23 protein-coding genes and 1 tRNA gene are annotated in these 26,611 nt (G+C 71.8%); 6 read left to right on the top strand and 18 right to left on the bottom strand.

The window, feature by feature from the left end; genetic code table 11:
- Window positions 1-3: 3 nt before the first annotated feature.
- Entirely contained in the window at window positions 4-207 is a 204-nt protein-coding gene (locus ACZ6NZ_RS21665; protein WP_366607065.1) for a hypothetical protein, read from the bottom strand.
- Between the two features lie 133 nt (window positions 208-340).
- Here ACZ6NZ_RS21665 and ACZ6NZ_RS21660 point away from each other — a divergent pair, with 133 nt between their 5' ends.
- Window positions 341-991 carry a hypothetical protein gene (locus ACZ6NZ_RS21660; protein ID WP_465859865.1) on the top strand — a complete coding sequence of 217 codons (651 nt, stop codon included), beginning with the start codon at window positions 341-343 and terminating at the stop codon, window positions 989-991.
- 5 nt (window positions 992-996) lie between these two features.
- Here the strand turns inward: ACZ6NZ_RS21660 and ACZ6NZ_RS21655 are convergent, their stop codons facing one another.
- The 11 genes from ACZ6NZ_RS21655 to ACZ6NZ_RS21605 form a co-directional block, all read right to left on the bottom strand.
- A complete protein-coding gene (locus ACZ6NZ_RS21655) occupies window positions 997-1,182 on the bottom strand; it encodes a hypothetical protein (protein WP_036410487.1) in 186 nt (61 codons plus the stop codon).
- A gap of 73 nt (window positions 1,183-1,255) precedes the next feature.
- Window positions 1,256-2,533 (bottom strand): hemolysin family protein, encoded by a 1,278-nt coding sequence (locus ACZ6NZ_RS21650; protein WP_465859864.1) that lies wholly within the window; start codon window positions 2,531-2,533, stop codon window positions 1,256-1,258.
- A gap of 80 nt (window positions 2,534-2,613) precedes the next feature.
- Window positions 2,614-2,811: a hypothetical protein gene (locus ACZ6NZ_RS21645; RefSeq protein WP_366607070.1), complete on the bottom strand. Its 198-nt coding sequence runs from the start codon at window positions 2,809-2,811 to the stop codon at window positions 2,614-2,616.
- A 58-nt stretch (window positions 2,812-2,869) separates the two neighbouring features.
- Window positions 2,870-3,619, bottom strand: a complete 750-nt coding sequence (locus ACZ6NZ_RS21640) for a hypothetical protein (protein WP_465859863.1) — start codon at window positions 3,617-3,619, stop codon at window positions 2,870-2,872.
- A 53-nt stretch (window positions 3,620-3,672) separates the two neighbouring features.
- Window positions 3,673-5,448, bottom strand: a complete 1,776-nt coding sequence (selB, locus tag ACZ6NZ_RS21635) for a selenocysteine-specific translation elongation factor (RefSeq protein ID WP_465859861.1) — start codon at window positions 5,446-5,448, stop codon at window positions 3,673-3,675.
- A 3-nt stretch (window positions 5,449-5,451) separates the two neighbouring features.
- Window positions 5,452-6,756, bottom strand: coding sequence for an L-seryl-tRNA(Sec) selenium transferase (gene selA, locus ACZ6NZ_RS21630; RefSeq protein ID WP_465859860.1), 1,305 nt, complete (start codon window positions 6,754-6,756; stop codon window positions 5,452-5,454).
- 23 nt (window positions 6,757-6,779) lie between these two features.
- Window positions 6,780-6,875, bottom strand: a tRNA-Sec gene (locus ACZ6NZ_RS21625).
- Between the two features lie 13 nt (window positions 6,876-6,888).
- Entirely contained in the window at window positions 6,889-8,037 is a 1,149-nt protein-coding gene (gene nrfD, locus ACZ6NZ_RS21620; RefSeq protein WP_465859858.1) for an NrfD/PsrC family molybdoenzyme membrane anchor subunit, read from the bottom strand.
- Window positions 8,034-9,002, bottom strand: a complete 969-nt coding sequence (locus ACZ6NZ_RS21615) for a 4Fe-4S dicluster domain-containing protein (RefSeq protein WP_465859856.1) — start codon at window positions 9,000-9,002, stop codon at window positions 8,034-8,036. The genes nrfD and ACZ6NZ_RS21615 overlap by 4 nt, the downstream gene beginning before the upstream one ends.
- Window positions 8,992-12,264 carry a formate dehydrogenase gene (gene fdh / locus ACZ6NZ_RS21610; RefSeq protein ID WP_465859855.1) on the bottom strand — a complete coding sequence of 1,091 codons (3,273 nt, stop codon included), beginning with the start codon at window positions 12,262-12,264 and terminating at the stop codon, window positions 8,992-8,994. The genes ACZ6NZ_RS21615 and fdh overlap by 11 nt, the downstream gene beginning before the upstream one ends.
- A gap of 1,316 nt (window positions 12,265-13,580) precedes the next feature.
- Complete coding sequence (locus tag ACZ6NZ_RS21605; protein ID WP_465858994.1) at window positions 13,581-14,144, bottom strand: hypothetical protein; 564 nt, start codon at window positions 14,142-14,144, stop codon at window positions 13,581-13,583.
- Between the two features lie 761 nt (window positions 14,145-14,905).
- On the opposite strand from ACZ6NZ_RS21605, the gene ACZ6NZ_RS21600 reads away from it, so the two are divergent.
- Complete coding sequence (locus tag ACZ6NZ_RS21600; protein ID WP_465859853.1) at window positions 14,906-15,247, top strand: hypothetical protein; 342 nt, start codon at window positions 14,906-14,908, stop codon at window positions 15,245-15,247.
- Window positions 15,244-15,903 carry a nucleotidyl transferase AbiEii/AbiGii toxin family protein gene (locus ACZ6NZ_RS21595; RefSeq protein ID WP_366613466.1) on the top strand — a complete coding sequence of 220 codons (660 nt, stop codon included), beginning with the start codon at window positions 15,244-15,246 and terminating at the stop codon, window positions 15,901-15,903. The genes ACZ6NZ_RS21600 and ACZ6NZ_RS21595 overlap by 4 nt, the downstream gene beginning before the upstream one ends.
- Window positions 15,904-16,110: 207 nt before the next feature.
- Here the strand turns inward: ACZ6NZ_RS21595 and ACZ6NZ_RS21590 are convergent, their stop codons facing one another.
- On the bottom strand, window positions 16,111-17,013 hold the full coding sequence (locus tag ACZ6NZ_RS21590) for an SDR family oxidoreductase (protein ID WP_366613464.1): 903 nt from the start codon (window positions 17,011-17,013) through the stop codon (window positions 16,111-16,113).
- A gap of 185 nt (window positions 17,014-17,198) precedes the next feature.
- Here ACZ6NZ_RS21590 and ACZ6NZ_RS21585 point away from each other — a divergent pair, with 185 nt between their 5' ends.
- Window positions 17,199-18,989: a bifunctional metallophosphatase/5'-nucleotidase gene (locus tag ACZ6NZ_RS21585; RefSeq protein ID WP_465859851.1), complete on the top strand. Its 1,791-nt coding sequence runs from the start codon at window positions 17,199-17,201 to the stop codon at window positions 18,987-18,989.
- Between the two features lie 57 nt (window positions 18,990-19,046).
- On the opposite strand, the gene ACZ6NZ_RS21580 is transcribed toward ACZ6NZ_RS21585, so the two are convergent.
- Both ACZ6NZ_RS21580 and ACZ6NZ_RS21575 read right to left on the bottom strand, forming a co-directional pair.
- Entirely contained in the window at window positions 19,047-19,220 is a 174-nt protein-coding gene (locus tag ACZ6NZ_RS21580; RefSeq protein WP_167362358.1) for a hypothetical protein, read from the bottom strand.
- Between the two features lie 84 nt (window positions 19,221-19,304).
- Window positions 19,305-20,465 (bottom strand): geranylgeranyl reductase family protein, encoded by a 1,161-nt coding sequence (locus ACZ6NZ_RS21575; protein WP_465859849.1) that lies wholly within the window; start codon window positions 20,463-20,465, stop codon window positions 19,305-19,307.
- A 147-nt stretch (window positions 20,466-20,612) separates the two neighbouring features.
- Between ACZ6NZ_RS21575 and ACZ6NZ_RS21570 the strand changes: the two genes are divergently transcribed.
- Window positions 20,613-20,849: a hypothetical protein gene (locus ACZ6NZ_RS21570; RefSeq protein ID WP_030491902.1), complete on the top strand. Its 237-nt coding sequence runs from the start codon at window positions 20,613-20,615 to the stop codon at window positions 20,847-20,849.
- An 85-nt stretch (window positions 20,850-20,934) separates the two neighbouring features.
- Entirely contained in the window at window positions 20,935-22,374 is a 1,440-nt protein-coding gene (locus tag ACZ6NZ_RS21565) for an MFS transporter (protein WP_465859847.1), read from the top strand.
- Between the two features lie 170 nt (window positions 22,375-22,544).
- Here ACZ6NZ_RS21565 and ACZ6NZ_RS21560 read toward each other — a convergent pair whose 3' ends face one another.
- The 3 genes from ACZ6NZ_RS21560 to ACZ6NZ_RS21550 all read right to left on the bottom strand — a co-directional run bounded on the left by ACZ6NZ_RS21560 (window position 22,545) and on the right by ACZ6NZ_RS21550 (window position 26,518).
- Window positions 22,545-23,108: a hypothetical protein gene (locus ACZ6NZ_RS21560; protein ID WP_465859845.1), complete on the bottom strand. Its 564-nt coding sequence runs from the start codon at window positions 23,106-23,108 to the stop codon at window positions 22,545-22,547.
- A 987-nt stretch (window positions 23,109-24,095) separates the two neighbouring features.
- On the bottom strand, window positions 24,096-24,725 hold the full coding sequence (locus ACZ6NZ_RS21555; protein WP_366612517.1) for a hypothetical protein: 630 nt from the start codon (window positions 24,723-24,725) through the stop codon (window positions 24,096-24,098).
- 14 nt (window positions 24,726-24,739) lie between these two features.
- Entirely contained in the window at window positions 24,740-26,518 is a 1,779-nt protein-coding gene (locus ACZ6NZ_RS21550; RefSeq protein ID WP_465859844.1) for a DUF4012 domain-containing protein, read from the bottom strand.
- Window positions 26,519-26,611 lie beyond the last annotated feature (93 nt).

Here is a 26,611-nt window from a genome sequence, read left to right as displayed (position 1 = left end):
CCGTCAGCGGGTGTCGCTGTCGTCGTCGGCCACCGGCTCGCCGGCCGGGCCGTACGGCGACACCTGCCCCTTGGGCACTGGACGACCGGCGTCGCCACGCGAGCTACCACGGTTGGCCGGGTGCCCGCCCGGGGCGGGGCCCTTGTTGTCCTGGCTGGTGGCGCCCAGTGCGTTGCGGCGCAACTCCTGCTGCTGCGGGTTCGTCACGGGGTGTCTCCCTCCGGTACGGCAGGCGGCAGAAGCCGCCTCCACCGTCGGCATACCCGCCCGCCCCGAGGGCATTCCGGCCTCGCTCAGCGGTGCGACGGCTAGCGGGTCCTCAAGTGGGTAACCCGACCGGGTGGGCAATGATCGACGTGTGGTGCGGGTGTTGCTCGACCGGCGTGGCCGCACGTACGCGGAGGAGGCCGGTATCCGCCTCTCCGACCGGCCGGGGCCGCTGTACCAGCTGCTGGTGCTGACCACGCTGCTGAGCACCCGGATCCGCGCGTGCGTGGCGGTGGACGCCGCGCGGGAACTGTTCGCCGCCGGCTACCGCACCCCCCAGGCCATGGAGGCGGCCCGTTGGCAGGAGCGCGTCGACGCGCTGGGCCGGGGCCACTACCGCCGCTACGACGAGCGGACCGCCACCATGCTCGGCACCGGCGCCCGGCTGTGCCTGGACCGTTGGCACGGTGACCTGCGACGCCTGCACCGGGAGGCCCAGGGCGACCCGGCCGGGCTTCGGCGGCGGCTCACCGAGTTCCCCGGCATCGGCCCCACCGGCGCGGACATCTACCTGCGCGAGGCGCAGACGGTCTGGTCGGACGTGCGTCCGTACGCCGACCGTCGGGCCCTGGCGGGCGCGAAGCGGCTGGGCCTGCCGGGGTCCCCGGACCGGCTCGCCGGTCTGGTCGACGAACCGGACTTCGGCCGGCTCGCGTCAGCGCTGGTACGGGTGGCGCTGGGTGAGGAATCCGCCGGTGAGGTCACCCGGGTCGCCGCCCGGTGAGGCGCTCACTTGACGGTCTTGTCCCCCGGGCGGGTCAGGTGCCACACCAGCAACGCGGCGAGCAGCGCCAGGACCACCACCCCGCCGGAGATGCCACGGCCCTCCTCGGGGCTGCGGCCGGCGCTGCCGAAGTAGATCACCGCGAGGCCGGCCAGCACCGTGACGAACGTACGCAACCCTCGGTCCTTCACGTCTGGCACGGTAGGCGTACCGCGTTGCTCGCTTTGTCGATTTGAGTCTTTTGTCAGCCTTCTGGGTGAACGCTCAGCGCTCGTTGACGAACCCGCAGAGGCGTACCCGGCGCACCGCCCGGTCGGCGACCTCCACCACTTGCAAGGTCAGACCGGGCAGCCGCACCGTCTCACCCGGGGAGTCCGGCAGGTGACGCAGTCGGGCCAGCACCAGACCGGCCACCGTCGTGTAGTCCCGGGACAACGGAAAGCTCAGCCGCACCCCCAGGTCGGGCAGGTCATGCAGCGGGAAGTCACCGGGCACCAGCAGGGAGCCGTCCGGTTCCCGGACCACCCCGTGCATGTCCCGGTCGGTCTCGTCGTACAACTCACCGACCACCTCGGCCAGAAGATCCTCCATGGTGATCATGCCGTCGATGCCACCGTGCTCATCGACCACCAATGCCAGTTGCTGATGCTCCTGGCGCAGCTGACGCATCGCGTCGGCGACCGGCAGGGTCACCGGCAGCAGCAGTGGCGCCTGGACCCGCTCACCGACTCGGGCGGTGCCGGCCCGCACCAGGTCGCGGATGTGCACCACCCCGAGCACCTCGTCCAGGCCGCCGGGGCCGGTGACGGGAGCACGGGAGCGTCCGGCGGCGGCGAGCCGCCGGACGCCCTCGTCCGCGGCCAGATCGGCGGGCAGCGTCGTCACCTCGCGCCGGGCGACCAGGATCTCCCGCAGCGTCCGGCCGGCGATGTCGAACGCGCCGGTCAGGATCTCCCGCTGCTGGGCCGACAGGCCGCGCTGGCTGGACAGCATCTCCCGCAACTCCTCCTCGGTCATCTCCTCCCGGTTGGCCCGCGGGTCACCACCGGCGAGCCGCACGACCGCGTCGGTGGCCCGGCTGAGCAGCCACACCGCCGGCCGGGACACCCGAGCCAGCAGGTCCAACGGGCCGGCGCTCAGCAGCGCCCAACGCTCGGCCCGCTGCATGGCCAGCCGCTTCGGGGCCAACTCACCGAGCACCAGCGTGACGAACGTCAGCAGCACGGTCACCAGCAGCACCGCGGCGGGACGCGCCGCCGCGCCGAGGAACCCCAACGGCCCGACCAGCGGAGAGGCCAACGACACCGCGGCTGCCGCCGAGGCCAGGAACCCGGCCAGGGTGATGCCGAGCTGAATCGTGGCCAGGTAGCGGTTCGGGTCGCGGGACAGCTGCACCAACCGGTCACCGGCGCCGCTGCGCCGGCCCAGCCGCCGCAACTGCCCCTCCCGCAGGGTCACCAGCGCCATCTCGCTGCCGGAGAGCGCGGCGTTGACCAGCACCAGCACGGCCACCAACGCCAACTGCCCGAGCTGACTGCCCATCGCGTCCCCCCGTCCGCCGCCTGAGGTCACTCAACCGCAGCAAGGCGCGGCGTGGGCGGTGTTTGCGACCGCGCCCCCGCTCAGTCGACCTCCAGGTCGTCCAGCGAGATGGAGTGCGTCATCAGCCACCGGGCCAGCGCCGTCATCCCGAACAGCCACAGCGGCACCGACTCGGTGGGGCCGTTGGTGGCGTAGATGGCGAAACGCAGGTCCGGTGCCCGGTACGCCTCGATCCGCCACTTGTGCTGCCGGTCCCGCCAGACCGCCGAAGGGTCCATGGCGTCACCGTAGGTGACCATCGCCGGCCTCGGGGCCGGTTGGCCCGGCATCTCCGGCTCAGCCCGGCACCACCGTCGGTCCGAACACGATGCCGGCAACGGACACCAGGAGGCTGATGCCGACCGCGGCGAGGATCAGCCAGCCGAGCCCGCGCCACCCCGAGGCACGGCCGGGCACCGGCACCGGCGGTGGTCTCCACAGCTCCCGGTAGGTCCAGGCCAGCACACCTGTCCCGAATGGCAGCAGCCCGACCCAGAACCAGAACCACCGGGTGCCCACCAGCGGCGGCGCGCCACCGATCAGCCGGCCCAACCAGAGCGCGGCCAGCACACCGGCGAGCAGCGCCGCGGCGTTTCCGATCCGCTGCCCGGGGTCACCGTTCGCGCTCCCCGCGGCGGACAGGGCGGCGAGCTGGGCGTCCCGCCAGCTCGGCGGGGCGTCCACCGACGGGTCCGGCTCGGCGAGGTGCGAATGCCAGACGGGCGTTGCGTCAAGGATGTAGCGGCTCTGGCCGTTCGGCACGGTCCAGACGACCATTGCACCGTTGGTCGCATACTGCGGTCGGGGCCGACTCCCCCAGTACGCGCCGTCGTCGGCCCAGCCGGACGCCCGTTGGAAGGCCACCACCTGGCCGGTCGCGAGATCGCGGTCGAGCTGGGCCTCGGTCGACTGGCGGGGCTCCACCCACCACGCCAGACCGGCCCACAGCACCCAGAGCACCGGCAGCCCCCAGCGCAGCACCACCGGGACGATCTCCCGCCACCGCCCACCGAACGGTCGCGCCCGGGACGCCATCACCTCGACCATAAACCCACCGTCGCATCCCGACGCGACCCTGTCAGTCCCGCAAGGGCGCGCGTTCAGGTGACGACGATCCGGGCGTCGTCGGGCAGCCGGCGGGTCGCGCCCCGCCGGTCCAGCAGCTCCAGCAGGGGCACCGCCACCCGGCGGGTGGTGTCCAACGCCTGCCGGGCCGCGGAGAGGGTGAACGGCTGCGGCAACCCGGCCAACACCCGGACCGCGTCGTCGAGCGCGTCGGGCAGCAGCACCACGTTGTCGGCCAGCCGCAGCAGCGCCCCGGCCCGCACCGCGGCGCCGATCTCCCGGGGGCCCAGGCCGAGGTCGACGAGGCGGTCCGCTTCGGGGGCGCGGAACGGGCGGTCGCCGTACTCGGCGCGGACCCGGCGCACGGCCAGGGCCACCGGTTCGGGCAGCGCGTTGGCGCTCGCCGCGCCGACCCGACCAGCGTGGACGCGCAGCGGCGGCCGGACCAGCGCCTCGACCAGCACCCGGTCGGGCAGGGCGAGGCGCTGACGCAGGGCGTCCACCGGCATTCCGGGCTCCAACGGGTGCTCCCGCGCGTGCCGGGCGACCTCCTCGGTCAGCCGCTCGCCGAGCCGCCGCCAGTGCGCGGGGTCGGCCAGCCAGTCGCCGGCCACCGGCGCGGGGCTGTCCCGCCCCGGCCCGGTGGGCACCGGCACACCCATCCGGACCAGCGCGCCGGCCCGGATCAGCCGGCGACGGCGCAGCTCCCCCGCCAGGTCCGGTCGACCGTCCAACTCGGCGAGGACCTGGGCGCGGGCGGCGGCCGCACCCCGTCGGCCCAGCGGTGGCGGTGCCACGTCCAGCACCCGCACCCCGCCGCTCACGTGGTGGCGGCCCGGATCCCGCAGCAGCGCCCGGTCACCCACCAGCAACGGCAGCGGGCGGGCCAGCCGCAGCCGGACGGTGTCCGGGCCGAGCGGGCGCACCCGTACCGGCACCGCCGCCGACCCGACGTGCAGGGTGAGGGTGGCCGGCAGGTCGCCGGCCGGGTCGCCGGCGAGCCGGACGTCGACGAGGTCGGTGTGGTGAAACCGGCCCGGGGTGAGCAGCGCGTCGCCCCGGCCGAGCCGGTCGCGGGGCGTGCCCCGCAGGTTGACCGCGACCCGGGCGACCGCCGCCGCCTCCGGGCGGGCCTCGCCCAGGCAGTGCAGGCCGCGGACCCGGACCGGTTCGTCGGCGCCGGCCAGCTCCAGTTCGTCGCCGACCCGCAGCCGGCCGCCGCCGAGGGTACCGGTGACGACGGTGCCGCTGCCCCGCACCGTGAAGCTGCGGTCCACCCAGAGCCGGACCGGGTCGTCCACGACCGGCGCGGGCAGTTGGGCGGCGAGGCGGTCCAGGGCGGCCCGCAGCTCCGGCAGGCCGGCGCCGGTCAGGCCGCTCACCGCAACCGCCGGCACCGCGCCGAGGCTGGTCGCGGCGATCTCGGCGCGGGCGCGGGCCGTCGCCGGCCCCGGATCGGCCAGGTCCGCGCGGGTCACCGCGAGCAGGCCGTACGCGACGCCGAGCGCGTCGAGCGCGGCCAGGTGCTCGGCGGACTGCGGCATCCAGCCCTCGTCGGCGGCCACCACGATCAGCGCCGCCGGGACCGGGCCGACGCCGGCGAGCATGTTCGGCACGAACCGCTCGTGCCCGGGTACGTCGACGAAGGCGACGGTGCCGCCGGACGGCAGCGTCGTCCAGGCGAAACCCAGGTCGATGGTCATCCCCCGGCGGCGTTCCTCGGCCCACCGGTCGGGTTCCATCCCGGTCAACGCCCGGACCAGCGTCGACTTGCCGTGGTCGACGTGCCCGGCGGTCGCGACGACGAACACGCCTCAGTCGTCTCCGGGTACGCGCAGCACGGCCGCGCGGACGGCGTCGTCGGCGTCGGCGGGCACACAGCGCAGGTCGAGCAGGAGCCGCCCACGTACCACCCGCCCGAGGACCGGCGGGTGTCCGGTGCGCAGCGGGAACGCGTACCGCTCGGGCAGGCTCAGCGCCCACGAGTCCAACTCCACCCCGGGGGCGCCGCCCCCGCCGACCACCGCGACGGCCGGCACCACCTCCGCCTTGCGGCCGTCCGCGCCGAGGCGGTCCCGCAGCCGCTCCACCCGTTCCCGCAGAGCGCCCGGCTCGGCGTGCAGCGCCGCGCGGGTCGGGGTGTGCGGTTGGTGCAGGGTGGCGGCGAGCGCGGCCAGGGTGAGCTTGTCCACCCGCAGCGCCCGGGCCAGCGGGTGACGGCGCAGCCGCTCGACCACCTCGACGTCACCGAGCAGCAGCCCGGCCTGCGGCCCACCGAGCAGCTTGTCGCCGCTGGCGGTGACCAGCGCGGCGCCCGCCCGCAGGGTGCTGGCCGCGTCCGGTTCGTCGGGCAGCAGCGGATCCGCGCCGAGCAGCCCGGAGCCGATGTCGGCGACCACCGGCACCCCGAGCGTGGCCAGTTGCCGTACCCCGACGGCGGAGGTGAAGCCGGTGACCCGGAAGTTCGACGGGTGCACCTTGAGCACGAAACCGGTCTGCGGGCCGAGCGCGGCGGCGTAGTCGGCGACTGTGGTGCGGTTGGTGGTGCCCACCTCGCGCAGCCGCGCGCCGGTGCTCTCCAGCAGGTCGGGCAGGCGGAACCCGTCGCCGATTTCGACCAGTTCGCCCCGGCTGACCACGATCTCCCGGCCGCCGGCCAACGCGGTCGCGGCCAGCACCAGCGCGGCGGCGCCGTTGTTGACCACGTGCACGGCGCCCGCCTCGGGCACGGCCGCGGCCAGCGCGTCGAGCGCGCCCCGGCCGCGGCGGGCCCGCCGCCCGGTGGCCAGATCCAACTCGACGTCGGTGTGCCCGGCGGCGGCCACCACCGCGGCGACCGCGCCGGACGACAACGCCGCCCGACCCAGGTTGGTGTGCAGGACGACACCGGTGGCGTTGAGCACCACCCGGGGACCGGGCGTGGGCAACGCGGCGACCGCCGCGTCGCGTACCTCGTCGGGGTTGAGCTCACCGCGGCGGGCGCGGCCCTGCGCGTGGGAGACGATCGCCTTGACCTGCTCCCGGCCGAGAGTCACGGTGGCGGCGGCCAGCGCCGGGTCGGCGAGCAGCGTGTCCGTACGGGGCACCCGACGTCGCGGGTCCACCGGGCCGTCGCCCATCTCGTCATCTCCTGCAAGCGGTGTGGCGGAGACGGACGGGAATCGAACCCGCCTGGCCCGGGTCCCGGACCACTCCGGTTTTGAAGACCGGGAGGGGCACCAGCCGCCTGAACGCCTCCACCGGACATTCGATCACACCGCGGGCGGGTCCGCCCGACCAGATGGAAGATCCATGGCGGTCCGCCGCGCCTGCGCCCGCTCACGCTGCGGCACCACCGTGTACCGGGGGTCGCGGGCCGAGGCGACACCACCGTAGAAGATGCCGAACCGGGTCAACACCGACGCGGCCAGCAGCGAGGTCCCCGACAGCACCCCGACCACCCGGTGACGCCGGCCCAGCAGAGCGCCCGCCACCCCACCGAGGGTCAGTAGCCGCGCGGCACGCAGCATCCGGCCCGGCCGGCCCAGTCGGTAGGGCTCGCTGAGCAGGCCGAGGCGGCTCTCCAGCCGATGCGTGCCGTACAGCTCCAGGGCCGCGCCGGCCACCGCCATCCGGCGGGCCGGCCCGGCCTGGGCCGGCGGCGCGGCGAGCAGACCCACGCCGGCGCCGCTGGCCAACGCGCTGCCCGCGAAGATCACCGGCAACTCGGGGTACGCCTCATGCCACGACGGCACCGCCGTGTCGGCCAGCAACACCCCGGTGTACGTGGCCAGCGCCGGCGCGGTGCCGGCGGCCAGCAGCCCGGCGGCGTGCCCGATCGGCGGCAACGCCCGGCCGGCCAGCCCGAGCAGACCGCGCCGGGGCAGCACACCGGCCGCCTCGGCGATCGCCGCGACACCCGCCGCCGGCCCGTACGCGGTGAGGATCCAGGTCCCCATCGACATCGGCGAGGTCGGCTTGGCCACCCGCAGCATGTGGTGGAACCGCGCCGGCCGGCCCAGGTCCTTGACCAGGAAGACGGCGCTGGCGCTGACGGCGGCCAACGCGGTGACCCGACCGGCGCGTCGCAACGCGGGCCGCCCGGTGAGCTGCCCACCCGCGGCCAGCAGCGACGAGCCGGCTGCCAGCCCGCCGGTGAACAGGTACGCGGCGATGTCCCACTTCCACACCGGCCCCTTGAGGATGGGCCGACCGTAGTAGGACGTGAACTCAGCCTCCGGCACTCGCAGTTCCTCACCGCCACCGCCGCGCCGCCTGCGCCGCCGGCCGGGAGACTCGCCGCTGCGCCGCACCGTCAGGTCACCCCCGGGGGTGCTCACCGAGGGTTGGTGGCCGTTCTCGTCGGCGAACCGCTCCCGGAAGCGACGGAACCGGTCGCCCACCGGGCCCGACGGGGTCATGAGGAACCGCCCACGAACGCGGCGACGGTCGCCGCCGCCATAGCGAGAGCGGCGAGGCCGGCGCGCTTCCACATCTTCGGCAGGTCACGGGTGGTCACGACCGGGTCGGGCGGCAGCCCGTACACCTCGGGTTCGTCCAGGAGCAGGAAGAACGCCCCGTCACCACCCACGCCGTCGTTCGGGTCGTGCCCGTACAGGCGGGCCTCGGGGATCCCCCGGTCGTGCAGCGTCGCCACCCGGGCCGCGGCGCGTTCCCGCAGCTCGTCGAGGGGCCCGTACTGGATCGACTCGGTCGGACACGCCTGAGCGCACGCCGGAGTCATCCCCGCGCCCAACCGGTCGTAGCACAGCGTGCACTTCCACGCCCGACCGTCGTCCTTACGCTGGTCGATCACCCCGTACGGACACGCCGAGATGCAGTACCCACACCCGTTGCAGATGTCCTCCTGCACCACCACCGTGCCGAATTCCGTGCGGAACAACGAACCCGTCGGACACACGTCCAGGCAGGCGGCATGGGTGCAGTGCTTGCAGACGTCCGACATCATCAACCACCGGAAATCCGTGCGCTCCTCGACGCCCGTGCCCCGGCCCGGTGGTTGGGCCCCCGGCATCCCCAGGAACTGCGGGCCCGCGTCGACCGGCCGGGCCGGGTCGGCGTCGACCGGTGACCCGAGGACGTCCGCCAGGGCGACACCGTGCCCGGCGGGGCGGGGCTGCTCGATGAACGCGACGTGCCGCCACGAGTTCGCTGTCAACGCGCCGGTGTTGTCGTACGACATGCCGAGCAGGTCCAGGCCGCTCTCCGGAACGCCGTTCCACTCCTTGCAGGCCACCTCACAGGCCTTGCAGCCGATGCAGACGCTGGTGTCGGTGAAGAACCCCATCCGCGGCGGCGCGTTCTCGTACCCTGCTTCGGGTGCCGGGTCCAGCGGGCCGTACAGGCTGTGCGGGTCAGGAAGCACCGGGTTCCTTCCCCTCGTCGTCGGTGGTCACGGCCGGCGCGTGCCGGCCCGGGATGATCCCGGCGCGCCGCTGGTAGTCGGCCACCAGGTCGAGCAACGCGGGGCCGGTGGGACGACGGCCGGGCCGCACGTCGCAGGTGCCGACCTTGCTCTCCTGGATCAGCACGTTCGGGTCCAGGCTGATGCCGAACAGGTCGTTGGCCGAGTCGCCGGTGACCAGACCCTCGAAACCGAAGTGGTACGGCAACCACACCTGGTGGATGATCCGACCGTCCACCCGCAACGGGGTGAGCCGATCGGTGACCAACACCTTCGCCTCGATCACCGCGCGGCCGCTGACCAGGTGCGCCCAGCCCAGGTGCGTCAGCCCGACCTCGTCGGCGAGGGCTGGGGACACCTCGACGAACATCTCCGGTTGCAACTCCGCGAGGGGTGACACCGACCGGCTCATCGCACCGGCGGTGTGGTGCTCGGTGAGCCGGCTGACAGTGAACACGTACGGGAACACCTGGGCGTGCTCCTGCGGCGGACTCGGGTTCACCGAATTCACCGGGTGCGCGTACATCTTGCGCGTCGGGTTGGCCTGCTGAGCGTAGAGCGGGTTACGCACCGGCGACTCCACCGGCTCGTAGTGCGTCGGCAGCGGCCCGTCCAGGACACCGCTGGGCGCGTACAGCCAGCCCTTACCGTCGCCCTGCATGACGAACGGGTCGTCGCCCGCGATGCCCTCCGGTCCGGACGCGCCGGGCGGCGGCCGGTACGACGGCGGTTTGGTCTTCTCGAAGTCCGGCACGTCGTAGCCGGTCCACTCGGCCTTCTCCGCGTCCCACCACACGTAGCGCTTGCGCTCGGACCACGGGTTGCCGTCCGGGTCGGCGGAGGCGCGGTTGTAGAGGATGCGCCGGTTCGCCGGCCACGCCCAACCCCACTCGGCGGCCACCCAGTCCTGGTCGTGCCGGGACTTGCGCCGAGCCGCCTGGTTCACCCCGTCCGCGTACACGCCGGTGTAGATCCAACAACCGATCGCGGTGGAGCCGTCCGCGCGGGCCTCGGCGAAACTGGACAGCGGACGGCCGGTCGCCACGTCGTACCCGTTGATCTCGCGCAGCACCGCCTCGGCGCTCGGCTCCGCGTGCGGACCGTGCGTGGGGTAGTCCCAGGTGAGGTCGAGCAACGCCCGGTCGCGCGGCAGCGGAGAGTCGGCCAGCCGCTCCCGCAGCTTGCGGCCCAGGTGATAGAAGAACCACAGCTCGGAGCGGGCGTCGCCCGGCGGCTCGACGGCCTTCTCCCGCCACTGCAACAGCCGCTGCGTCTGGGTGAACGTGCCCTCCTTCTCCACATGCGACGCGGCGGGCAGGAAGAACACCTCCGTGCGGCACTCCTGCGGCACGATCTCGCCGGTCGCGACCTCGGGGCCGTTCTGCCAGAACGTCGCGCTCTCGATCATGAACAGGTCGCGGACCACCAACCAGTCGAGGTTGGCCATGCCGAGGCGCTGCGCGCGACCGTGCGCCGACCCGACCGCCGGGTTCTGCCCGAGCAGGAAGTACCCCTTGATCTTCCCGTCGATCATGTTGAGCACCTGCTGGTACGTGCCGTGATCACCGGTCAGCCGAGGCAGGTAGCCGTAACAGAAGTCGTTCTCCGGCGTCGCCGCGTCACCCCAGTACGCCTTGAGCAGGCTGGCGGCGAACGACCCCGCGTTACCCCAGAACCCCTTCTGCCCCGGATGGCGAATGCTGTCCACCCACTCCTCGAAACTCGGGTGTTCGGCGTGGTGCGGCATCGGCAGGTAGCCGGGCAGCAGGTTGAACAACGTCGGGATGTCGGTCGAGCCCTGGATGCTGGCGTGCCCGCGCAGGGCCATCACCCCGCCACCCGGGCGGCCCATGTTGCCCAGCAGGAGCTGGATGATCGCGCCGGTGCGGATGTACTGCACACCCACACTGTGCTGCGTCCAACCCACCGAGTAGATCAACATGCCGGTGCGGTCCCGACCGGAGTTCAACGTCCACGCCCGCGCCAACTCCAGGAACTGCGCCTGCGAGATGCCGCAGACCCGCTCCACCATCTCCGGGGTGTAGCGGGAGAAGTGTCGCTTGAGGATCTGGTACACACAGCGCGGGTGCTGCAACGACTCATCGCGTCGGGTCTGCCCGCTCACCGGCGCGCCGTGCGACTCGTGCGTCAAACCCGCCGCGCTGTCCCGCTCCTGCGCCGTGTGCCCACTGCCCGACGAACCCTCGTGCCCCTCGTACTGCCAGCTGTCCTGCACGTAGGCACCGGTCTGCGGATCGAAGCCGGAGAAGAAACCGTCGCCGTCCTCGGTGTCGCTGAACTCGTCACTGACGATGGTCGCCGCATTGGTGTACGCGAGCACGTACTCCCGGAAGTCCAACTCGTTGTCCAGGATGTAGCGCACCACCCCACCGAGCAACGCGATGTCCGTGCCCGCCCGGATCGGCAGGTACGCGTCCGCGACCGCACTCGTCCGGGTGAACCGGGGGTCGACGTGGAAGACCTTCGCCCCCCGACGCTTGGCCTCCATCACCCACTGGAAACCCACCGGGTGCGCCTCAGCCATGTTGGAGCCCTGGATGACGATCACGTCAGCGTTGGCGATGTCCTGCTGGAAATCCGTCGCACCGCCACGACCGAAGCTGGCCCCCAGACCGGGGACGGTGGCGGAGTGTCAAATACGCGCCTGGTTCTCGATCTGGAGCGCCCCCATCGCGGTGAACAACTTCTTGATGAGGTAGTTCTCCTCGTTGTCCAGCGTCGCCCCACCGAGGCTGGAGATGCCCAGCGTCCGGTTGAGCGGCCGGCCCTGCGTGTCGACGTCCTCCCAGGTCTGCTCGCGGGCGGCAAGGATCCGGTCGGCGATCATGTCGAGCGCCGTGTCGAGCTCCAGATCCTCCCACTGCGTCGAGTACGGCCGGCGGTAGCGGACCTTGGTCTGCCGCAGCGGACTGGTCACCAGGCTCTTGCTCGCCGAACCCTTCGGACAGAGCCGACCCCGCGAGATCGGGCTGTCCGGATCACCCTCGATCTGACTGACCCGCCCGTCCTTCACGAACACCCGCTGACCACACCCGACGGCGCAGTACGGGCAGACCGAGCGGGCGACGCTGTCGGCCGTCTCGGTCCGAGCGGTCAACGCGCGGGACCCGTCGGATTTCGCCGCGGCACCGCGGCCCAGCGGGTCCGTGCCGGTGAGCTGGCGATACACCGGCCAACCCTCGATGAAGGTCCGTAGACCCATCCCGACACCCCCTCCCACGCGAGCGACCCTCTGAAGATAGGTCACCTGAGACAGCTTCGCGAACCGAGGATGCACAGACAGCGCCGCCCCCAGCTGAAGGGCCGGGGGCGGCGCTGGTGTCGGTGTGCAGGTCGCCTCTCGGCGAGTGGCACGACGCGGCTCCAGCCGAACGGTATTCCGCGAGGGCGATATTAGGTGAGGCCCGGGGACACTGAGTCACACCGACACCCTCCACAACCAGCCCGCCGGCGCCGTTGTTCCCGCACCCGCCCACCTACCCGCTGCCGGGCGTCCCGCCGCTTTGGGGTCACACCCGCCCCGGGCCATGGTGCCGTGCGGCGTGCTGCCGTGGTGCCGTGGTGCCGTGGTGCCGCACCGATGGCAGCAGCCGCTCCCTCCCGCCGCACCCCAGGCCAGCGTCAGACGGTTGGCGGCCGGCACGGCCGGCACGGCCGGCGCGGGCGGCGCGGGCGGCGCGGGCGGCGCGGGCGGCACGGCCGGCGCGGGCGGCGCGGGCGGCACATCAAGGTGGCGTTGGCCATAGGCAGACCTGTCGGCGATCGGTGGTGGCGGTGCCGGTCACCACGCCGTACCTCCGGTTGTGCCCGGCGGTACGGCGGGCGGTCAATGCCATCCCGCTGCGCCGGACCGTTCTGCCGCAGGCTTTCATCGCTGCACGCCGGCCGTCTCACGACCGCGACACCCGCCGCCGCGCCGCGCTTCGGCCACATTTCACGAGATCTTGGACAGTTTCCGTTCGCGCGTGACGGAAAGTGTCCAAGATCTGCGGGCGGATGCGGGGTTGGATCTCGCTATCCACATCCCGCGAGGGTCCGGCACCGTCGGCATGCATCTCTAGAACAAGCCCCAGTCGCCCACCGCTCGCGGTCCGCGGTGAACGACCGGCGCCGGGCTTCGGGCTTCGGACCAACCGGCCCCGGCGACCGGCGAACGACCGAAGGGTCATGCCCAGCCACAATAAAACTGCCGCTGGCCGCCACCCCTGGTCCGGAGACGTGCGGGTGCTGGCCAGCAAGTCGGTGCCCTGGTCGGTCTCCGCGGGCAGGGCACGGGGATGCGGCTGGCCGGAGGCCCGAGGGTGCCGGTTTTCGGCCGGCGTCGTGGTGCGGTCTGCGGGGTCAGGGGGTGAAGATGCCGTTGGCCGGCGCCCCGGGGTTGCGGGGTACCGGCCAGCCGTCGGTGTCGTGGTGCGGTCTGTGCGGGGTCAGTGGGTGGAGATGCCGCTGGCCGGCGCCCCGGGGTTGCGGGGTACCGGCCAGCGGTCGATGCTGTCGTGCTGTGTGCCGTGACGCGGGTCAGCTGTTCCAGTGCTGGGCGACGAGGTCGGTGGCCTGCTGTTCCCACTGGGCGTAGGCGTCCGGGTAGGCCGACACCTGCACCGTCTGCGCGGCGTCGGTCAGGGGCATGTCCTGCCACCCGTCGACCTGCTTCAGACCCTTGAGGAAGGCGGTGGTGGAGTACTCGGGGTCGGTGATCTGCTCCGGCGTACCCCAACCACTGGACGGGCGCTGCTGGAACAGGCCCAGCGAGTCGTGGTCGTTCCTATCACCCAGGTGGCCCAGGTTCTCCAGCTTGGACTCCTGCAGGCTCGTCGCGATCGAGATGACCGCGGCCCGCTCGGGCAGGCCGGCCTTCTTCGTCGCGGCGATGATCGCCTTGACGTTGGCGGTCTGCTCGTCGGTGAGGCCGATGTGGGACTGCTCGCCCTGCGGCTTCGGCGCGGCCGACTGCACAGCCACGGCCACGGGCTTGGCATCAACCGGGGTGGCGGCGTGGGCGGCGATCGGACCGGCGAACACACCACCGGCGAACGCGAGACCCGCAACGGACAGAACGCTCTTACGCATGATCGTGTTCATGGGGGTAGCTCCTTCGGGGGTAGGAACACCCACACCACCAACAAGGGGGGAAAACGGTGGTGGTGGGTGTGAGCACCTCGTCCGGCGCTGCAACAAACAAGAGGAAAAGTTTGGGAGGTCGGCGACCTGGCGAGCGAGGGCTCGTGGCGCCGGGACCCTGTGTAACGACCGGGGGCCGGGAGTCATTCCGGGGTCGGCCCACCCATCGGGCGGCACCCTCGTCGAGGCGGTGCCTGCGGTCGTGGGGGTTGTAACGACCGGCGGGCCGCGGTCATTCCGGGGTCGGCCCACCCATCGGGCGGCACCCACATCGCGGCGGTGCCTGCGGCCGTGGGGACTGCAACGACCAGGTCAAGGCTGCCATTCCCACCTGCGCCACCCGCCCTGGAAGGGCCAGGCCTGCGGTCGGTGGTACTGCGATCGTCAGGGTGTGTAACGACCCCGCCCCGGCCATGATTCCAGCCCACACGTGCGCCCGACCACACCCCACAAACGGGCAAACCACCCACACGACACGAACTCCGAGCGCTCGGACGAGCCCCACCGGGGTGATCCACTCGGGTTCAGCGAAGGCGGGGCATCCCGGACGCTCGGACGCCCCGACATCAGGGAACCCGAGCGATCAGGGACGGATCGACCGGGTGTAGGCCGCGCATACCGGACATACTTTGCGGCCGGGCAGGGTCGGGTCGGCGCACATGGAGCAGCGCGCTCGGATCGACCTGAGCGACACCGGCTCTGACGGGCGTTACCCTGACACCATGCAGGCCGTCTCCCCCACCGCGACCGGCGTGGCCTATCTGGCCCGCCCGGGTCGCCCCGCTGTGGTGGCGCGGACCCTCGCCGAGCTTGCCGGCCCCACCCGGGGTGTGGTGGAACTGCCGGTACGGCTGATGTGGAACGCCGAGCGCACCTTCGACCTCAGCGACCCGGACCAGCTGCTCTGGATGTACGAGAACGTGCTTCGCGAGACCACGCGGGCCGAGGATCTGCGCGCCCTGATCAACGGGCGGACGTTGCGTCGGGTGTGGCGGCTGCTCAACCTGCCTCGGGGCGTACGCCAGGCGTGGGAGAGCCGGCACCGCGGCCTGCGCGCGGCGTGACCGAACCTCATCTGCACGAGTTCTACCGGGAGGTGGCCCGGGTGGCGCTGGCCGCCGCCGGGCCGTACCGGTTCGTTCTGGGTGGTGGGGTGGCGTGGGCGGTGCACGGGCTGGTCGCCCGACCGACGGAGGACGTGGACCTCTTCGCGGACGTGGAGGGTGCCGCGGGGGCGGCGTCCGCCGGGGTGCGGGTGGCCCTGGAGCGGGCCGGGTTCATCGTCAGTGACGCCGACCCGGACAGTGAGCTGGCCGAGCTGTTCGACGGGTACGAGCAGGACATGAAGGACTTCGTGGTGAGCCGCGACGGGCGCCAGATCCGGCTCAGCCTCGCCCGGTTGGACCGCCAGCAGAGTCCGGTGGTGATGGATCTCGGCCCGGTGATGGACGTTCGTGACCTGGTGGCGAACAAGATCGCGGCGTTGGTCAACCGGCGGGAGGTTCGCGACTTCATCGACGTGGCCGCTGCCCTCGACCACTACGACGTGACCGAACTGTTGGTGCTGGCCCGGCAGGTCGACCCCGCGCTGGACCCCGACGACGTGCGCGCCGCCGGCCGCTATCTGGACCGGCTCTCCGACCAGCGTTTCAGCCGATACGGCCTGGGGGCCGTCGACGTCGCGGAGATTCGGCAACGCTTCGCCGCCTGGCCACGCTGACCAACGAGTCACGAGAACACGCCGCACCAACGGACCGCGCCACCGACGGGCCACGCGAACACGAGACGCGAGCGGCCCACAAGCGTCGGGCCGCGCGAACAAGCCCGCACCACCGGGCCACGCCATCGACGGGCCGCGCGAACACGAGACGCGAGCGGGTCACGAGCGTCGGGTGGGCACCCGGGCGGACGCCCACCCGACGGCGGTTCACTTGGTCGGTCGACCGCCCGTGACCCCCAGGATCTCGCCGGTCACGTAGCTGGACTCCTGCGAGGCGAAGAAGACGTACGCGGGTGCCAGCTCCGCCGGCTGCCCGGGACGCCCCTCCGGGGTGTCGGTGCCGAACTGCTTCACCTTCTCCTGCGGCATGGTGGCAGGGATCAACGGCGTCCACACCGGGCCCGGTGCGACCGCGTTGACGCGGATGCCCTGCTCGGCCAGGTCGGCGGCGAGAGCCTTGGTGAAGTTGGCGATCCCCGCCTTGGTGGTGGCGTAGTCCAGCAACTGCGGCGACGGGTCGAACGCCTGGATCGACGACGTGTTGATGATCGCCGATCCCTCGGCCAGGTGCGGAATGGCGGCCTTGCAGAGCCAGAACATCGCGTACAGGTTGGTCTTGAACACCCGGTCGAACTGCTCGGTGCTGATCCCGAGGATCCCCTTGTCCTGCGACATCTGGTACGCCGCGTTGTTCACCAGGATGTCGAGACCGCCCAGGTCGCGCACCGCCCGGTCGACCAGTTCCTGGCAGTGCGCCTCGTCGGTGACGTCGCCGCGTACCGCGACACCCCGCCGGCCGGCGGCCTCGACCAGGCGGATGGTCTCCCGGGCGTCAGCGTCCTCCTCCTCACTGAGGTACGAGATGAGCACGTCCGCGCCCTCCCGGGCGAACGCGATCGCGACGGCCCGGCCGATCCCCGAGTCACCGCCGGTGATCAGCGCCCGCTTGCCGTCGAGCTTGCCGCTGCCCCGGTACGACTCCTCCCCGTGGTCCGGCCGCGGGTTCATCTCCGCGGTCGAGCCGGGCGCTGACTGCTGCTGCGCGGGCTGACCGGACTGCCCTCCGTACTGGCTGGTCGGGTCCTGCTGGGTGTGCTGGTCCTCGCTCACTGAAAACTCTCCTCGCTGCGCGCGGGAAGCGGGGTCTCCCGCGAATGCCGTCCCTGACCGCCCTACCCTGCGTCGGCCTGCGGAAACCGCCGTAACGGCCGGGGCTGCCGTGCGGCGGTGCCCGCTGCTGGTTAGGGTGCGCAAGGCGCTCACGAGGCGCGTCCACCCCCATGGAAAGGCACGTCATGACCTCTCCCTCCGGCCCGTCGCGCCGCCAGGTGCTCGTCGCCGCGGCGGCCGCGGCGACCACCCCGCTGATCGCCGCCGCGCCCGCGCAGGCGGCCGGCAGGCCCAAGCCGCGCACCTGGGATCTCACCCTCCTGGGCACGTCGGACACGCACGGCAACGTCTACAACTGGGACTACTACCGCGACGCCGAGTACGACGACAGCAAGCAGAACGACATCGGCGTGGCGAAGCTGGCGACACTGATCAACCAGATCCGTCGGGAGCGGCGCGGCAAGGCGACGCTGGTGCTCGACGCCGGCGACACGATCCAGGGCACGCCGCTGGCCACGTACTACGCCAAGCAGGAGCCGATCACCGCCACCGGGGAGAAGCACCCGATGGCCCGGGCCATGAACGTCATCGACTACGACGCGGTGACCCTGGGCAACCACGAGTTCAACTACGGTCTGCCGTTGCTGGACCTGTGGATCCGCCAGCTCGGCTTCCCGGCGCTCGCCGCGAACGCCGTCAACGCGAAGACCGGCAAGCCGGCCTTCCTCCCGTACGTCATCAAGAAGGTCTCCCTCGGTCTTGGCGCGCCCACCCTGCGGGTCGGCATCCTCGGGTTGACCAACCCCGGTGTGGCCATCTGGGACAAGGGGAACGTCGAGGGCAAGCTGCGCTTCGACGACATGATCGCGACCGCCGCGAAGTGGGTGCCGATCATGCGGGCCCGCGGCGCGGACCTCGTGCTGATCTCCGCCCACGGCGGTGACAGCGGCACCTCCAGCTACGGCCCCGAGCTGCCGAACGAGAACCCGGTGGCGTTGATCGCCCAGCAGGTGCCGGGGATCGACGCGATCCTCTTCGGGCACGCGCACAACGAGGTGGTCGAGCGGTTCGTGACCAACGAGCGCACCGGCACGCAGGTGCTGCTCTCCGAGCCGTCGAAGTGGGGCCAGCGGCTCACCCGGATGGACTTCACTCTCACCCGCGAGCGCGGCCGGTGGGCGATCACCAAGAAGGCCGCCACCATGTTGAACACCAACACGGTGGTGGAGGACCCGAAGGTGCTCGCCGCCGTGCGGGCCCAACACCAGAAGACCGTGGCGTACGTCAACCAGGTGGTCGCCCGGTCCACGGTGGAGCTGTCGGCGGCGCAGTCGCGGTACAAGGACACCCCGATCCTGGACTTCATCAACCACGTGCAGACCGAGGTGGTCGGCGCGGCACTGGCCGGCACGGCGTACGCGGACCTGCCGGTGCTGTCGATCGCGGCGCCGTTCAGCCGGACCGCCGTCTTCCCCGCCGGTGACGTGAAGATCCGCGACGTGGCCGGCCTGTACGTGTACGACAACACCCTCGAGGCGGTCGTGCTCAGCGGCGCCGAGGTGCGCGCCTACCTGGAGTACTCGGCGAAGTACTTCCGGACGGTCGCGCCGGGCGCCCCGGTCGACCCGGAGCAGATCAGCGACCCGGCGGTGCCGGACTACAACTACGACGTCTTCTCCGGCCTGGACTACGACATCGACATCTCCCGGCCGGTCGGGCAGCGGATCACCCGCCTGGTGCTGGCCGGCAGCGACACCCCGGTCGCGGACAACGCGCAGTTCGTGGTGGCGGTGAACAACTACCGGCGCAGCGGCGGCGGCAACTTCCCCGGCATCGTGAAGACCCAGGTCTACAACGCGCAGCAGGAGATCCGTCAGCTGCTCATCGACTGGGCGCAGGCCGAGGGGACGATCGACCCGGCGGACTTCTTCCAGCCCAACTGGCGTCTGGTACGCGAGGGCGTGCCCGTCTTCTGACGACAGCGCATCACGAACGGGCCGTGGGTGGCGACACCCGCGGCCCGTCGCGCGTTCTCAGCCCTGCACGTTCCAGCGGATCGGGTCCTCGGACTCCTCCGGCCGGTCGCGCCCGGGATCGGTCTCGGTCAGGGCCACCCGCTCGTCGGGACGGACGGCGGGCGGCAACTCCCCGAACCGCGCGTGCCGCAGGAACGCGTACTCGTCGTCGGTGAACGGTTGCTCGGTCATCAGCGTCTCCTCCTGCTCCGCTGTGATTGTCCGGCGGTCCTGCCGGTCGGCACCAGTAGCCGGGCGCACACCCTCTACGGCATCCTAGGATCCTGGGTGAGCGGGAGTGGCCTGCGGCGACGAACGGGACAACCGGTCGAGCACCGCGAGCGCCGCCCGGATCGGCCGACGGCGCAGCATCTCGTCGAAGCTCGCCCGCCCCTGGCAGAACTGCACGAACATCCGCCAGCCCGGCGGGGTCGCCAACAGCGCGTGGAACACGTCCGGGCGACGGGTGAACACGTCGAGCAGCCGGAAGCCCGCCCGCATCTCCGGCAGCAGACGCTCGGCCACCGCCCGCTCGTACCCGGCCAGGTCACCACCCGCGACCGCAGCTCCGGCCAACTCGCCCGAGCGCAACGCGAAGCTGATCCCCTCCCGGCTCCAGGGCTCCAGCAACCCCGCCGCATCCCCCACGACCAGCACCCGGCCGGTGCGCAACGGTGAATCCTCCGCCCGACAACGAGTCAGGTGACCGGAGTCGTGCTCCGCCGGCAGCCCGGTCAGACCCAACCGGTCGACGAACCGCCGCAGGTAGTCGCGGGTGCCCTCCCCCGCGCCGCGAGCGGCGATCACGCCCACGGTCAACCGGTCGCCCTTGGGAAACACCCAGGCGTACGAGCCCGGCATGTCGCCCCAGTCCAGCAGCAGCCGGCCCCGCCACCGCTCCTGCTCGACCGGCGGCACCGGAATCTCCAACTCCAGACCCAGATCCACCTGCCGATACCGAACCCCGACGTGCCGCCCGGTCACCCCCGACGAGCCGTCCGCCCCGATCACGGCACGAGCCGCGATCGTCGTACCGTCGGCCAGCCGCAGGCGTACCCCCTCGGGGTCCTGCTCGATGGCGCGGACCGCGACCCGCTCCCGCAGCTGCGCGCCGGCGGCGACCGCCGCCGCGCGCAACCGGTCGTCGAACTCCTCGCGGCGCACCATCGTCACCACCGGGCTGCCGTTGCGGCGGGTGAACTCCCGACGCCCGTCGCGGGTGAACGTCACCCGGTCCACCCGGTCGTGCGCGGGCACCTCGATCCGATCCTGAACGGCCGCCAGCGAGGTGCCGATCAGGCCACCACCGCAGGTCTTGTACCGCGGGTGCACGGCTCGCTCGACGACAAGCGTGGAGACGCCAGCACGGGCGGCGGCGTGCGCCGCGGACAGCCCCGCGGGGCCGGCGCCAACGACGACGAGATCCCAAACGATCACGGAAGCAGCCTAGGGCACCTCCCCGGCTCGACCGCCGGACCCGCCCGCCGTCGCGACCGCCCGATCAGGTGCGCATCTTCGGGCACCGAGGGGGTAACCGGCGCACGGCAACCGCCACCGCAGTGGCGGACGAGCAGAGGAGGAACCATGCAGCAGGTGCAACTGTCGGAGGCCGAGCAACGGGTGTACCAGGCGGTCACCACCCTTGAGGCACGCGGGCAGGTGCCCTACCCGGACCTGATCGCCGAGGAGTCCGGCCTCACCGAGGAGCAGGTGGGCAGCCCCCTGCACCTGCTCACCGAGAAGGGTCTGCTGCACCGCGAGGACTCACCGATGGCCGGCCTCGACTTCGGTCCCCGGTTCTGCGCCCGCCAGATGGCGTGACCCGCGAAGCCAACTGGCACGGTTCGCCCCCCGAAGACCCGGGTAGCGGTCAACCATGCGTGACCGAGGGTCGACGGGGGGCGCGATGAGCGCGGCGCAGACGCCGCAGCCGGTGACCGCGGCTGAGAACCGACGGCGCTGGCAGGCCGTCGGCGTCGGACTCGTCGCCGCCTTCATGACGCTGCTCGACGTGAGCATCGTCAACGTGGCCGTGCCCTCGATCGACCGGGCGCTGCACGCGTCGTCGAGCGATCTGCAGTGGATCCTCTCCGGGTACGCGCTCACCTTCGGGCTGGCGCTGGTGCCCGCCGGCCGCTTCGGCGACGCCCGCGGTCGGCGCAACGCCTTCGTCTTCGGCATCGCGCTGTTCACCATCACCAGCGCGCTCGCCGGCCTCGCCACCTCCCCGACCTGGCTGGTCATCACCCGACTGCTGCAGGGCGCCGCCGCCGGCATCGTCAACCCGCAGGTCATCGGGCTGATCCAGCAACTGTTCCGTGGGCCCGAACGTGCCCGCCCGTTCGGGATCCTCGGCGCCACCATCGGCATCTCCACCGCCGTCGGGCCGTTGCTCGGTGGGCTGCTCATCGCCGTCGGCGGCGAGGACCACGGCTGGCGGTGGGTCTTCTTCGTCAACGTGCCCGTCGGTGTCCTCGCGGTGATCCTCGGCTGGCGGTTGCTGCCCGGCCGGCCCACCGGCCAACCCGGCTGGCGTCAACTCGACCCCGTCGGGGTTCTGCTGCTCGGCATCGGTGTCGTCCTGGTCCTGCTGCCACTGGTGCAGGAGCAGCAGTGGCGGACCCCGTGGAAGTGGGCCCTCATCCCGGCCGGCCTGGCGGTGCTGGTCGCCTTCGGGCTCTGGGAACGACGCTACGCGCGCCACCATCAGCCCCTGTTCGACCTCCGACTGTTCAGCTTCCAGTCGTACACGCTGGGCTCGGTCCTGGCGCTCGTCTACTTCGGTGGCTTCACCGCGATCTTCTTCATCTTCACCCTGTTCCTGCAGATGGGGCTCGGCTACAGCGCCCTCGTCGCCGGCCTGGCCATCACCCCGTTCGCCCTGGGCTCCGCGGCCGCCGCCGTGCTCGGTGGCCGCATCGTCAACCGCTTCGGCCGACCACTGGTCGCCATCGGACTGCTCACCGTGGTGGTCGGACTGGCCGCCACGGTGATCGCACTGCGTCTCTTCCCGGACGCGCCGGCGCCCTGGGTCACCGCCGGACCACTGCTCGTCGCCGGCATCGGCAGCGGACTGGTGATCGCCCCCAACCAGACGATCACCCTCTCCGAGGTGCCCGTCGGTCAGTCGGGCAGCGGCGCCGGCATGCTCCAGACCGGCCAGCGGATCGGCGCCGCCGCCGGCATCGCCGCCGTCGGGTCGCTGTTCTTCTCCACGTTGGCCGACAGCCGCGGAGACTGGACCAACGCCTTCGAACAGTCCCTCACGCTCGCCGCCGGCATCATCGCGCTCGCGTTGATCGCTGCGCTGATCGATATCTGGCGAACCCACAACCACAAGAACTGACCGGTGTACGCCGCTGGCCGGCACCCCGGGGTTGCGGGTGCCGGCCAGCGGTCGGTGTCGTGGTGCGGTCTGTGCGGGGTCAGTGGGTGGAAATGCCGCTGGCCGGCGCCCCGGGGTTGCGGGGTGCCGGCCAGCGGTCGATGGTGTCGTGCTGCGTGCCGTGACGCGGGTCAGCTGTTCCAGTGCTGGGCGACGAGGTCGGTGGCCTGCTGTTCCCACTGGGCGTAGGCGTCCGGGTAGGCCGACACCTGCACCGTCTGCGCGGCGTCGGTCAGGGGCATGTTCTGCCACCCGTCGACCTGCTTGAGGCCCTTGAGGAATGCGGTGGTGGAATACTCGGGGTCGGTGATCTGCTCCGGCGTACCCCAACCCGAACTCGGGCGTTGCTGGAACAGGCCCAGCGAGTCGTGGTCGTTCCTATCACCCAGGTGGCCCAGGTTCTCCAGCTTGGACTCCTGCAGGCTCGTCGCGATCGAGATGACCGCCGCCCGCTCCGGCAGGCCGGCCTTCTTCGTCGCGGCGGTGATCGCCTTGACGTTGGCGGTCTGCTCGTCGGTGAGGCCGATCCGGGACTGCTCGCCCTGCGGCTTCGACGCGGCCGACTGCACAGCCACGGCCACGGGCTTGGCATCCACCGGGGTGGCGGCATGGGCGGCGATCGGACCGGCGAACACACCACCGGCGAACGCGAGACCCGCAACAGACAGAACGCTTTTACGCATGATCGTGTTCATGGGGGTAGCTCCTTCGGGGGTAGGAACACCCACACCACCAACAAGGGGGAAAACGGTGGTGGGGGTGTGAGCACCTCGTCCGGCGCTGCAACAAACAAGAGGAAAAGTTTGGGAGGTTGGCGGCCTGGCGAGCGGGGGGCTCGTGGCGCCGGGACCCTGTGTAACGACCGGGGGCCGGGGATCATTCCGGGGTGGGCCCATCCATCGGGCGGCACCCTCGTCGAGGCGGTGCCTGCGGTCGTGGGGGGTGTAACGACCGGCGGGCCGGGGTCATTCCGGGATCGGCCCATCCATCGGGTGCCCTCATCGCGGCGGTGCCTGCAGTCAGTGGGGGTTGTAACGACCGGCGGGCCGGGGTCATTCCGGGATCGGCCCATCCATCGGCACCCTCATCGCGGCGGTGCCTGTGGTCGTGGGGACTGCAACGACCGAGTGGAGGCTGCCATTCCCACCTGCGCCACCCGCCCTGGAAGGGCCAGGCCTGCGGTCGGTGGTACTGCGATCGTCAGGGTGTGTAACGACCCCGCCCCGGCCATGATTCCAGCCCACGGGGTGCAGCCGGTCACCAGCCGGAAACGCCCCCTGCGGGGCATAACACCCATACCCGCCGGCGTCGCGGCGTCGAACTGACCCGCACCCTAGGGTGATCCACTCGGGTTCGCCGAAGGCGGGGCATCCCGGACGGCCGGACCCACCGACATCAGGGAACCCGAGTCGATCAAGAACCGACCGACCGCGCGAAGCCTTGCACATCGGACGCCATGCCCGTTCCGATGACGGCCATCCGGTGCGTACCCGTGGATGCCGTGCGGCTGGCCTCTGGACGTACCGCGGATGTCGAGCGCGACCTGGGCGGGCATGGCCGGACCGACGACGGTCCGAGGGACGACGCCGGTGTGCCTGTCTCGCTGGACAGGCTGGCGCCCGTCGGAGTGTTCCGACGGGCGCCAGCTTCGGTGCTGTCCGGGCCAAGCCCGGTGGTGTGAACTAGTGCGCCGCACCACCGAAGCGCTGGCGGCGACGCCAGGCCAGGGTCAGCAGCAACATCACCGCTCCGGCGCCGACCAGGCCGCCGCCGAGCTTCATGGGCGTGCCGATGCTGTCACCGGTCACGGGCAGCGGCTGCTTCTTGTGCAGCACCCGCAGCTCGGTGCTGGCGGTACGGCCGGACTCCCGACCCGTGGCGGTGAAGGTCAGCAGACCCGTCACCGACGGCTTGTAGTTCTTGACGAAGCGGCCCTGACCGTTGGTGTACGCCGTGAAGTGCAGGGGCGCGCTTGCCTGGTAGGCCACCGGAGCCATGGCCACGGTGCTGCCGTCGCTGCGGCGGGCCGGAGCCGCGCCGCCGGCCGGAGCGGCCTGCGGGGTGACCGTCACGTTGATGTCGACGGTCTCGTTCGGGCCGAAGTTGGTGCCGGTCAGCACCACCGTCTCGCCGAGGTAGATCGTCGGACGGTTGACGGTGAGCGACGCGGCGGTCGGCGGGTACGGCGGCGGTTGCGGCGGGTCGGTCGTGGCGGTGGGCTGCGGCTGCGGCGCTGCCGCCCCCGCTGCCGTCGGCACGGCCACCACGGCCAGGCCGACCGTGAGCGCCATGATGATGCGGGATAGCCGCATGATTTGGTTCCCTCCTACTGATCACAGCTTGGTGCGGAATGAACTTGGGTGGTCCAGGGGCTGGCGGTGGGGGTCAGCCACAGCTCGGCCTGCCCGACGCCGGTCTTGGCCGTCAGCACGGTGACCTCCAGCGCCCTCTCGGCGCCGGGGCCGATGTCGACGCTGGCCGTGGCCACGTGGCGGCGGCGTTCGGTGCCGCTGCCAAGCGCCGTCTCGGCCCCGTCCAATCGGGCCTCCAGCACCGCTCCACCAGCCGGACTGAAGATCGACACCAGTGTTCGGGCGGTGTACGGATCGCCGGCCAGGCCGAGGCCGAGAACGGATTTGCTAAGTCCGGACTTCGGTGCCGTCGAGCGCAGGGTCACCCGTAGCCGGAACTCACGGCGACCGTCCGACCGGCATTCGCCGACCGTCAGGTTCGCCGTCGGCCGCAGGTAGTAGCCGAGCTTCGCGCCGCTGCCGTCGTTGAGGAACACGCCGACAGTCGGCACGGTGTCCTGTTCCGGAAGCGTCCCGGCCATCCGGCTCTCGCCGAACGTCCGCTGTTCCTCAGGTCGGGCACTCCAGAACAATATCCGGCGTTCGGTGATAGCACGGTCAAATGCGGACAACAACACCCGTGGGTTGACATTCTTCTTGAAAAAGGAGTCGAACACCGCCGACGCCGACGCCGCGAAGAACTCGTCCTGCTGTTTGACGTCGAGGCGCTGGTAGCTGTCGTTGAGCAGGGTCTGCACCACCTTCTCGCTGGCGAGCGGGACACCGCCGGGCACCAGCACCGGACCGGTCGCCTTGAGCAGGTAGGACAGCACCACCGGGTCGACGGCGAGCACGCCGTCGACAGTGGTGCCGGTCTTGCGCCGGAACATCTCGCGGTACAGCGCGGCGGCGGTCGGGAAGTGCGGGGACAGGTTGACGTCGGCGGGGTAGATGCCGGGCAGATCCGTCCAGAGGGCCCGGGTCTCGGCGGGCAGCTTCAACGCCGGGGTGAACTGACCGAGCGAGGAGGTGCTGCCCTGCTTGCCCATCTGCACCTTGCCGTTCTCCGCCTCGATCATCGCGTAGGCGCCGAACATGCCGCCGGTGGCGCGCAACTCGGCGAGGTTCTGCGAGACGAGCAGGTAGCGGCGTGGGCCGTTCGCGCCGAGCAGCGGCGGGAGGAGGCGGGCGCCCTGGTCGGCCGCCGTGGTGAGGCTGGCCAGCCGGTCGATCTCGCCACGCAGATCGCTCAGCGCCTGCCGGATCTGGCTGACCAGGCTCTCGGCTGGCACCGCCGCCAGGTTCCGGCGGGTACGTTGCACCGACTCGTGCACCCCGGTCAGCTCCGTGGAGACGGCGGCAAGCCGCGCGAGATCCAACCGGCCGCCGGTCGGCACCAGGCTGGCCAGGTCCGTGCGGAGCAGGGTCGGGAACGCGTGCCGGGCCAGTTCGTCGATGGCGACGGCGATCTGCGCGACCGCGTCGAGGTCGTCGCCGGCGACCGGCGCGTGCCGTCCGAGCCGCCAACTCGGGTCGGCCGTCGCCGAGCGGGCCGCGCCGGCCTGCTCCTGGAGGGCGGCGAGCGTCCGCAGGGCGCGGTCGGTGTCTCCACCGACGATCTGGGCGCTCAGCTCCCGGGCCAGGCCGGCGGCGTTGAGCAGGTGGGTGCGCGCCTGCCAGCCCTGGAAGCCGACCCACCCGACGGTCGCCAGCAGCAGCGAGCCGACCACCAGGGCGCCGAGCAGCGCCCGTCGCAGTCGGGCCCGCCGACGACGCCGGGACCGGCTCCGCCGCCGGATCGGACGTTCGCTCACCGTCACACCTAACTCCCATTCGCGGAACCGGACAGAAGGTCGATTCCCTGACGTTCTTAGCACGTCTAAGGGAAGTTCATGCCGTTATCGCAA

Source organism: Micromonospora sp. NPDC047756, assembly GCF_055587245.1.
This window is presented reverse-complemented; position numbering and strand designations above follow the sequence as displayed.

What these genes read in the sequence shown, in the direction of transcription:
- ACZ6NZ_RS21585 (WP_465859851.1), top strand. Translation starts at nt 17,199, where the DNA reads ATGACCTCTCCCTCCGGCCCGTCGCGCCGCCAGGTGCTCGTCGCCGCG.
- ACZ6NZ_RS21640 (WP_465859863.1), bottom strand. Translation starts at nt 3,619, where the DNA reads ATGGTCGAGGTGATGGCGTCCCGGGCGCGACCGTTCGGTGGGCGGTGG.
- ACZ6NZ_RS21645 (WP_366607070.1), bottom strand. Translation starts at nt 2,811, where the DNA reads ATGGACCCTTCGGCGGTCTGGCGGGACCGGCAGCACAAGTGGCGGATC.
- selA (WP_465859860.1), bottom strand. Translation starts at nt 6,756, where the DNA reads ATGGGCGACGGCCCGGTGGACCCGCGACGTCGGGTGCCCCGTACGGAC.
- ACZ6NZ_RS21570 (WP_030491902.1), top strand. Translation starts at nt 20,613, where the DNA reads ATGCAGCAGGTGCAACTGTCGGAGGCCGAGCAACGGGTGTACCAGGCG.
- ACZ6NZ_RS21560 (WP_465859845.1), bottom strand. Translation starts at nt 23,108, where the DNA reads ATGAACACGATCATGCGTAAAAGCGTTCTGTCTGTTGCGGGTCTCGCG.
- ACZ6NZ_RS21605 (WP_465858994.1), bottom strand. Translation starts at nt 14,144, where the DNA reads ATGAACACGATCATGCGTAAGAGCGTTCTGTCCGTTGCGGGTCTCGCG.
- ACZ6NZ_RS21555 (WP_366612517.1), bottom strand. Translation starts at nt 24,725, where the DNA reads ATGCGGCTATCCCGCATCATCATGGCGCTCACGGTCGGCCTGGCCGTG.
- ACZ6NZ_RS21565 (WP_465859847.1), top strand. Translation starts at nt 20,935, where the DNA reads ATGAGCGCGGCGCAGACGCCGCAGCCGGTGACCGCGGCTGAGAACCGA.
- ACZ6NZ_RS21650 (WP_465859864.1), bottom strand. Translation starts at nt 2,533, where the DNA reads ATGGGCAGTCAGCTCGGGCAGTTGGCGTTGGTGGCCGTGCTGGTGCTG.
- ACZ6NZ_RS21600 (WP_465859853.1), top strand. Translation starts at nt 14,906, where the DNA reads ATGCAGGCCGTCTCCCCCACCGCGACCGGCGTGGCCTATCTGGCCCGC.
- ACZ6NZ_RS21580 (WP_167362358.1), bottom strand. Translation starts at nt 19,220, where the DNA reads ATGACCGAGCAACCGTTCACCGACGACGAGTACGCGTTCCTGCGGCAC.
- nrfD (WP_465859858.1), bottom strand. Translation starts at nt 8,037, where the DNA reads ATGACCCCGTCGGGCCCGGTGGGCGACCGGTTCCGTCGCTTCCGGGAG.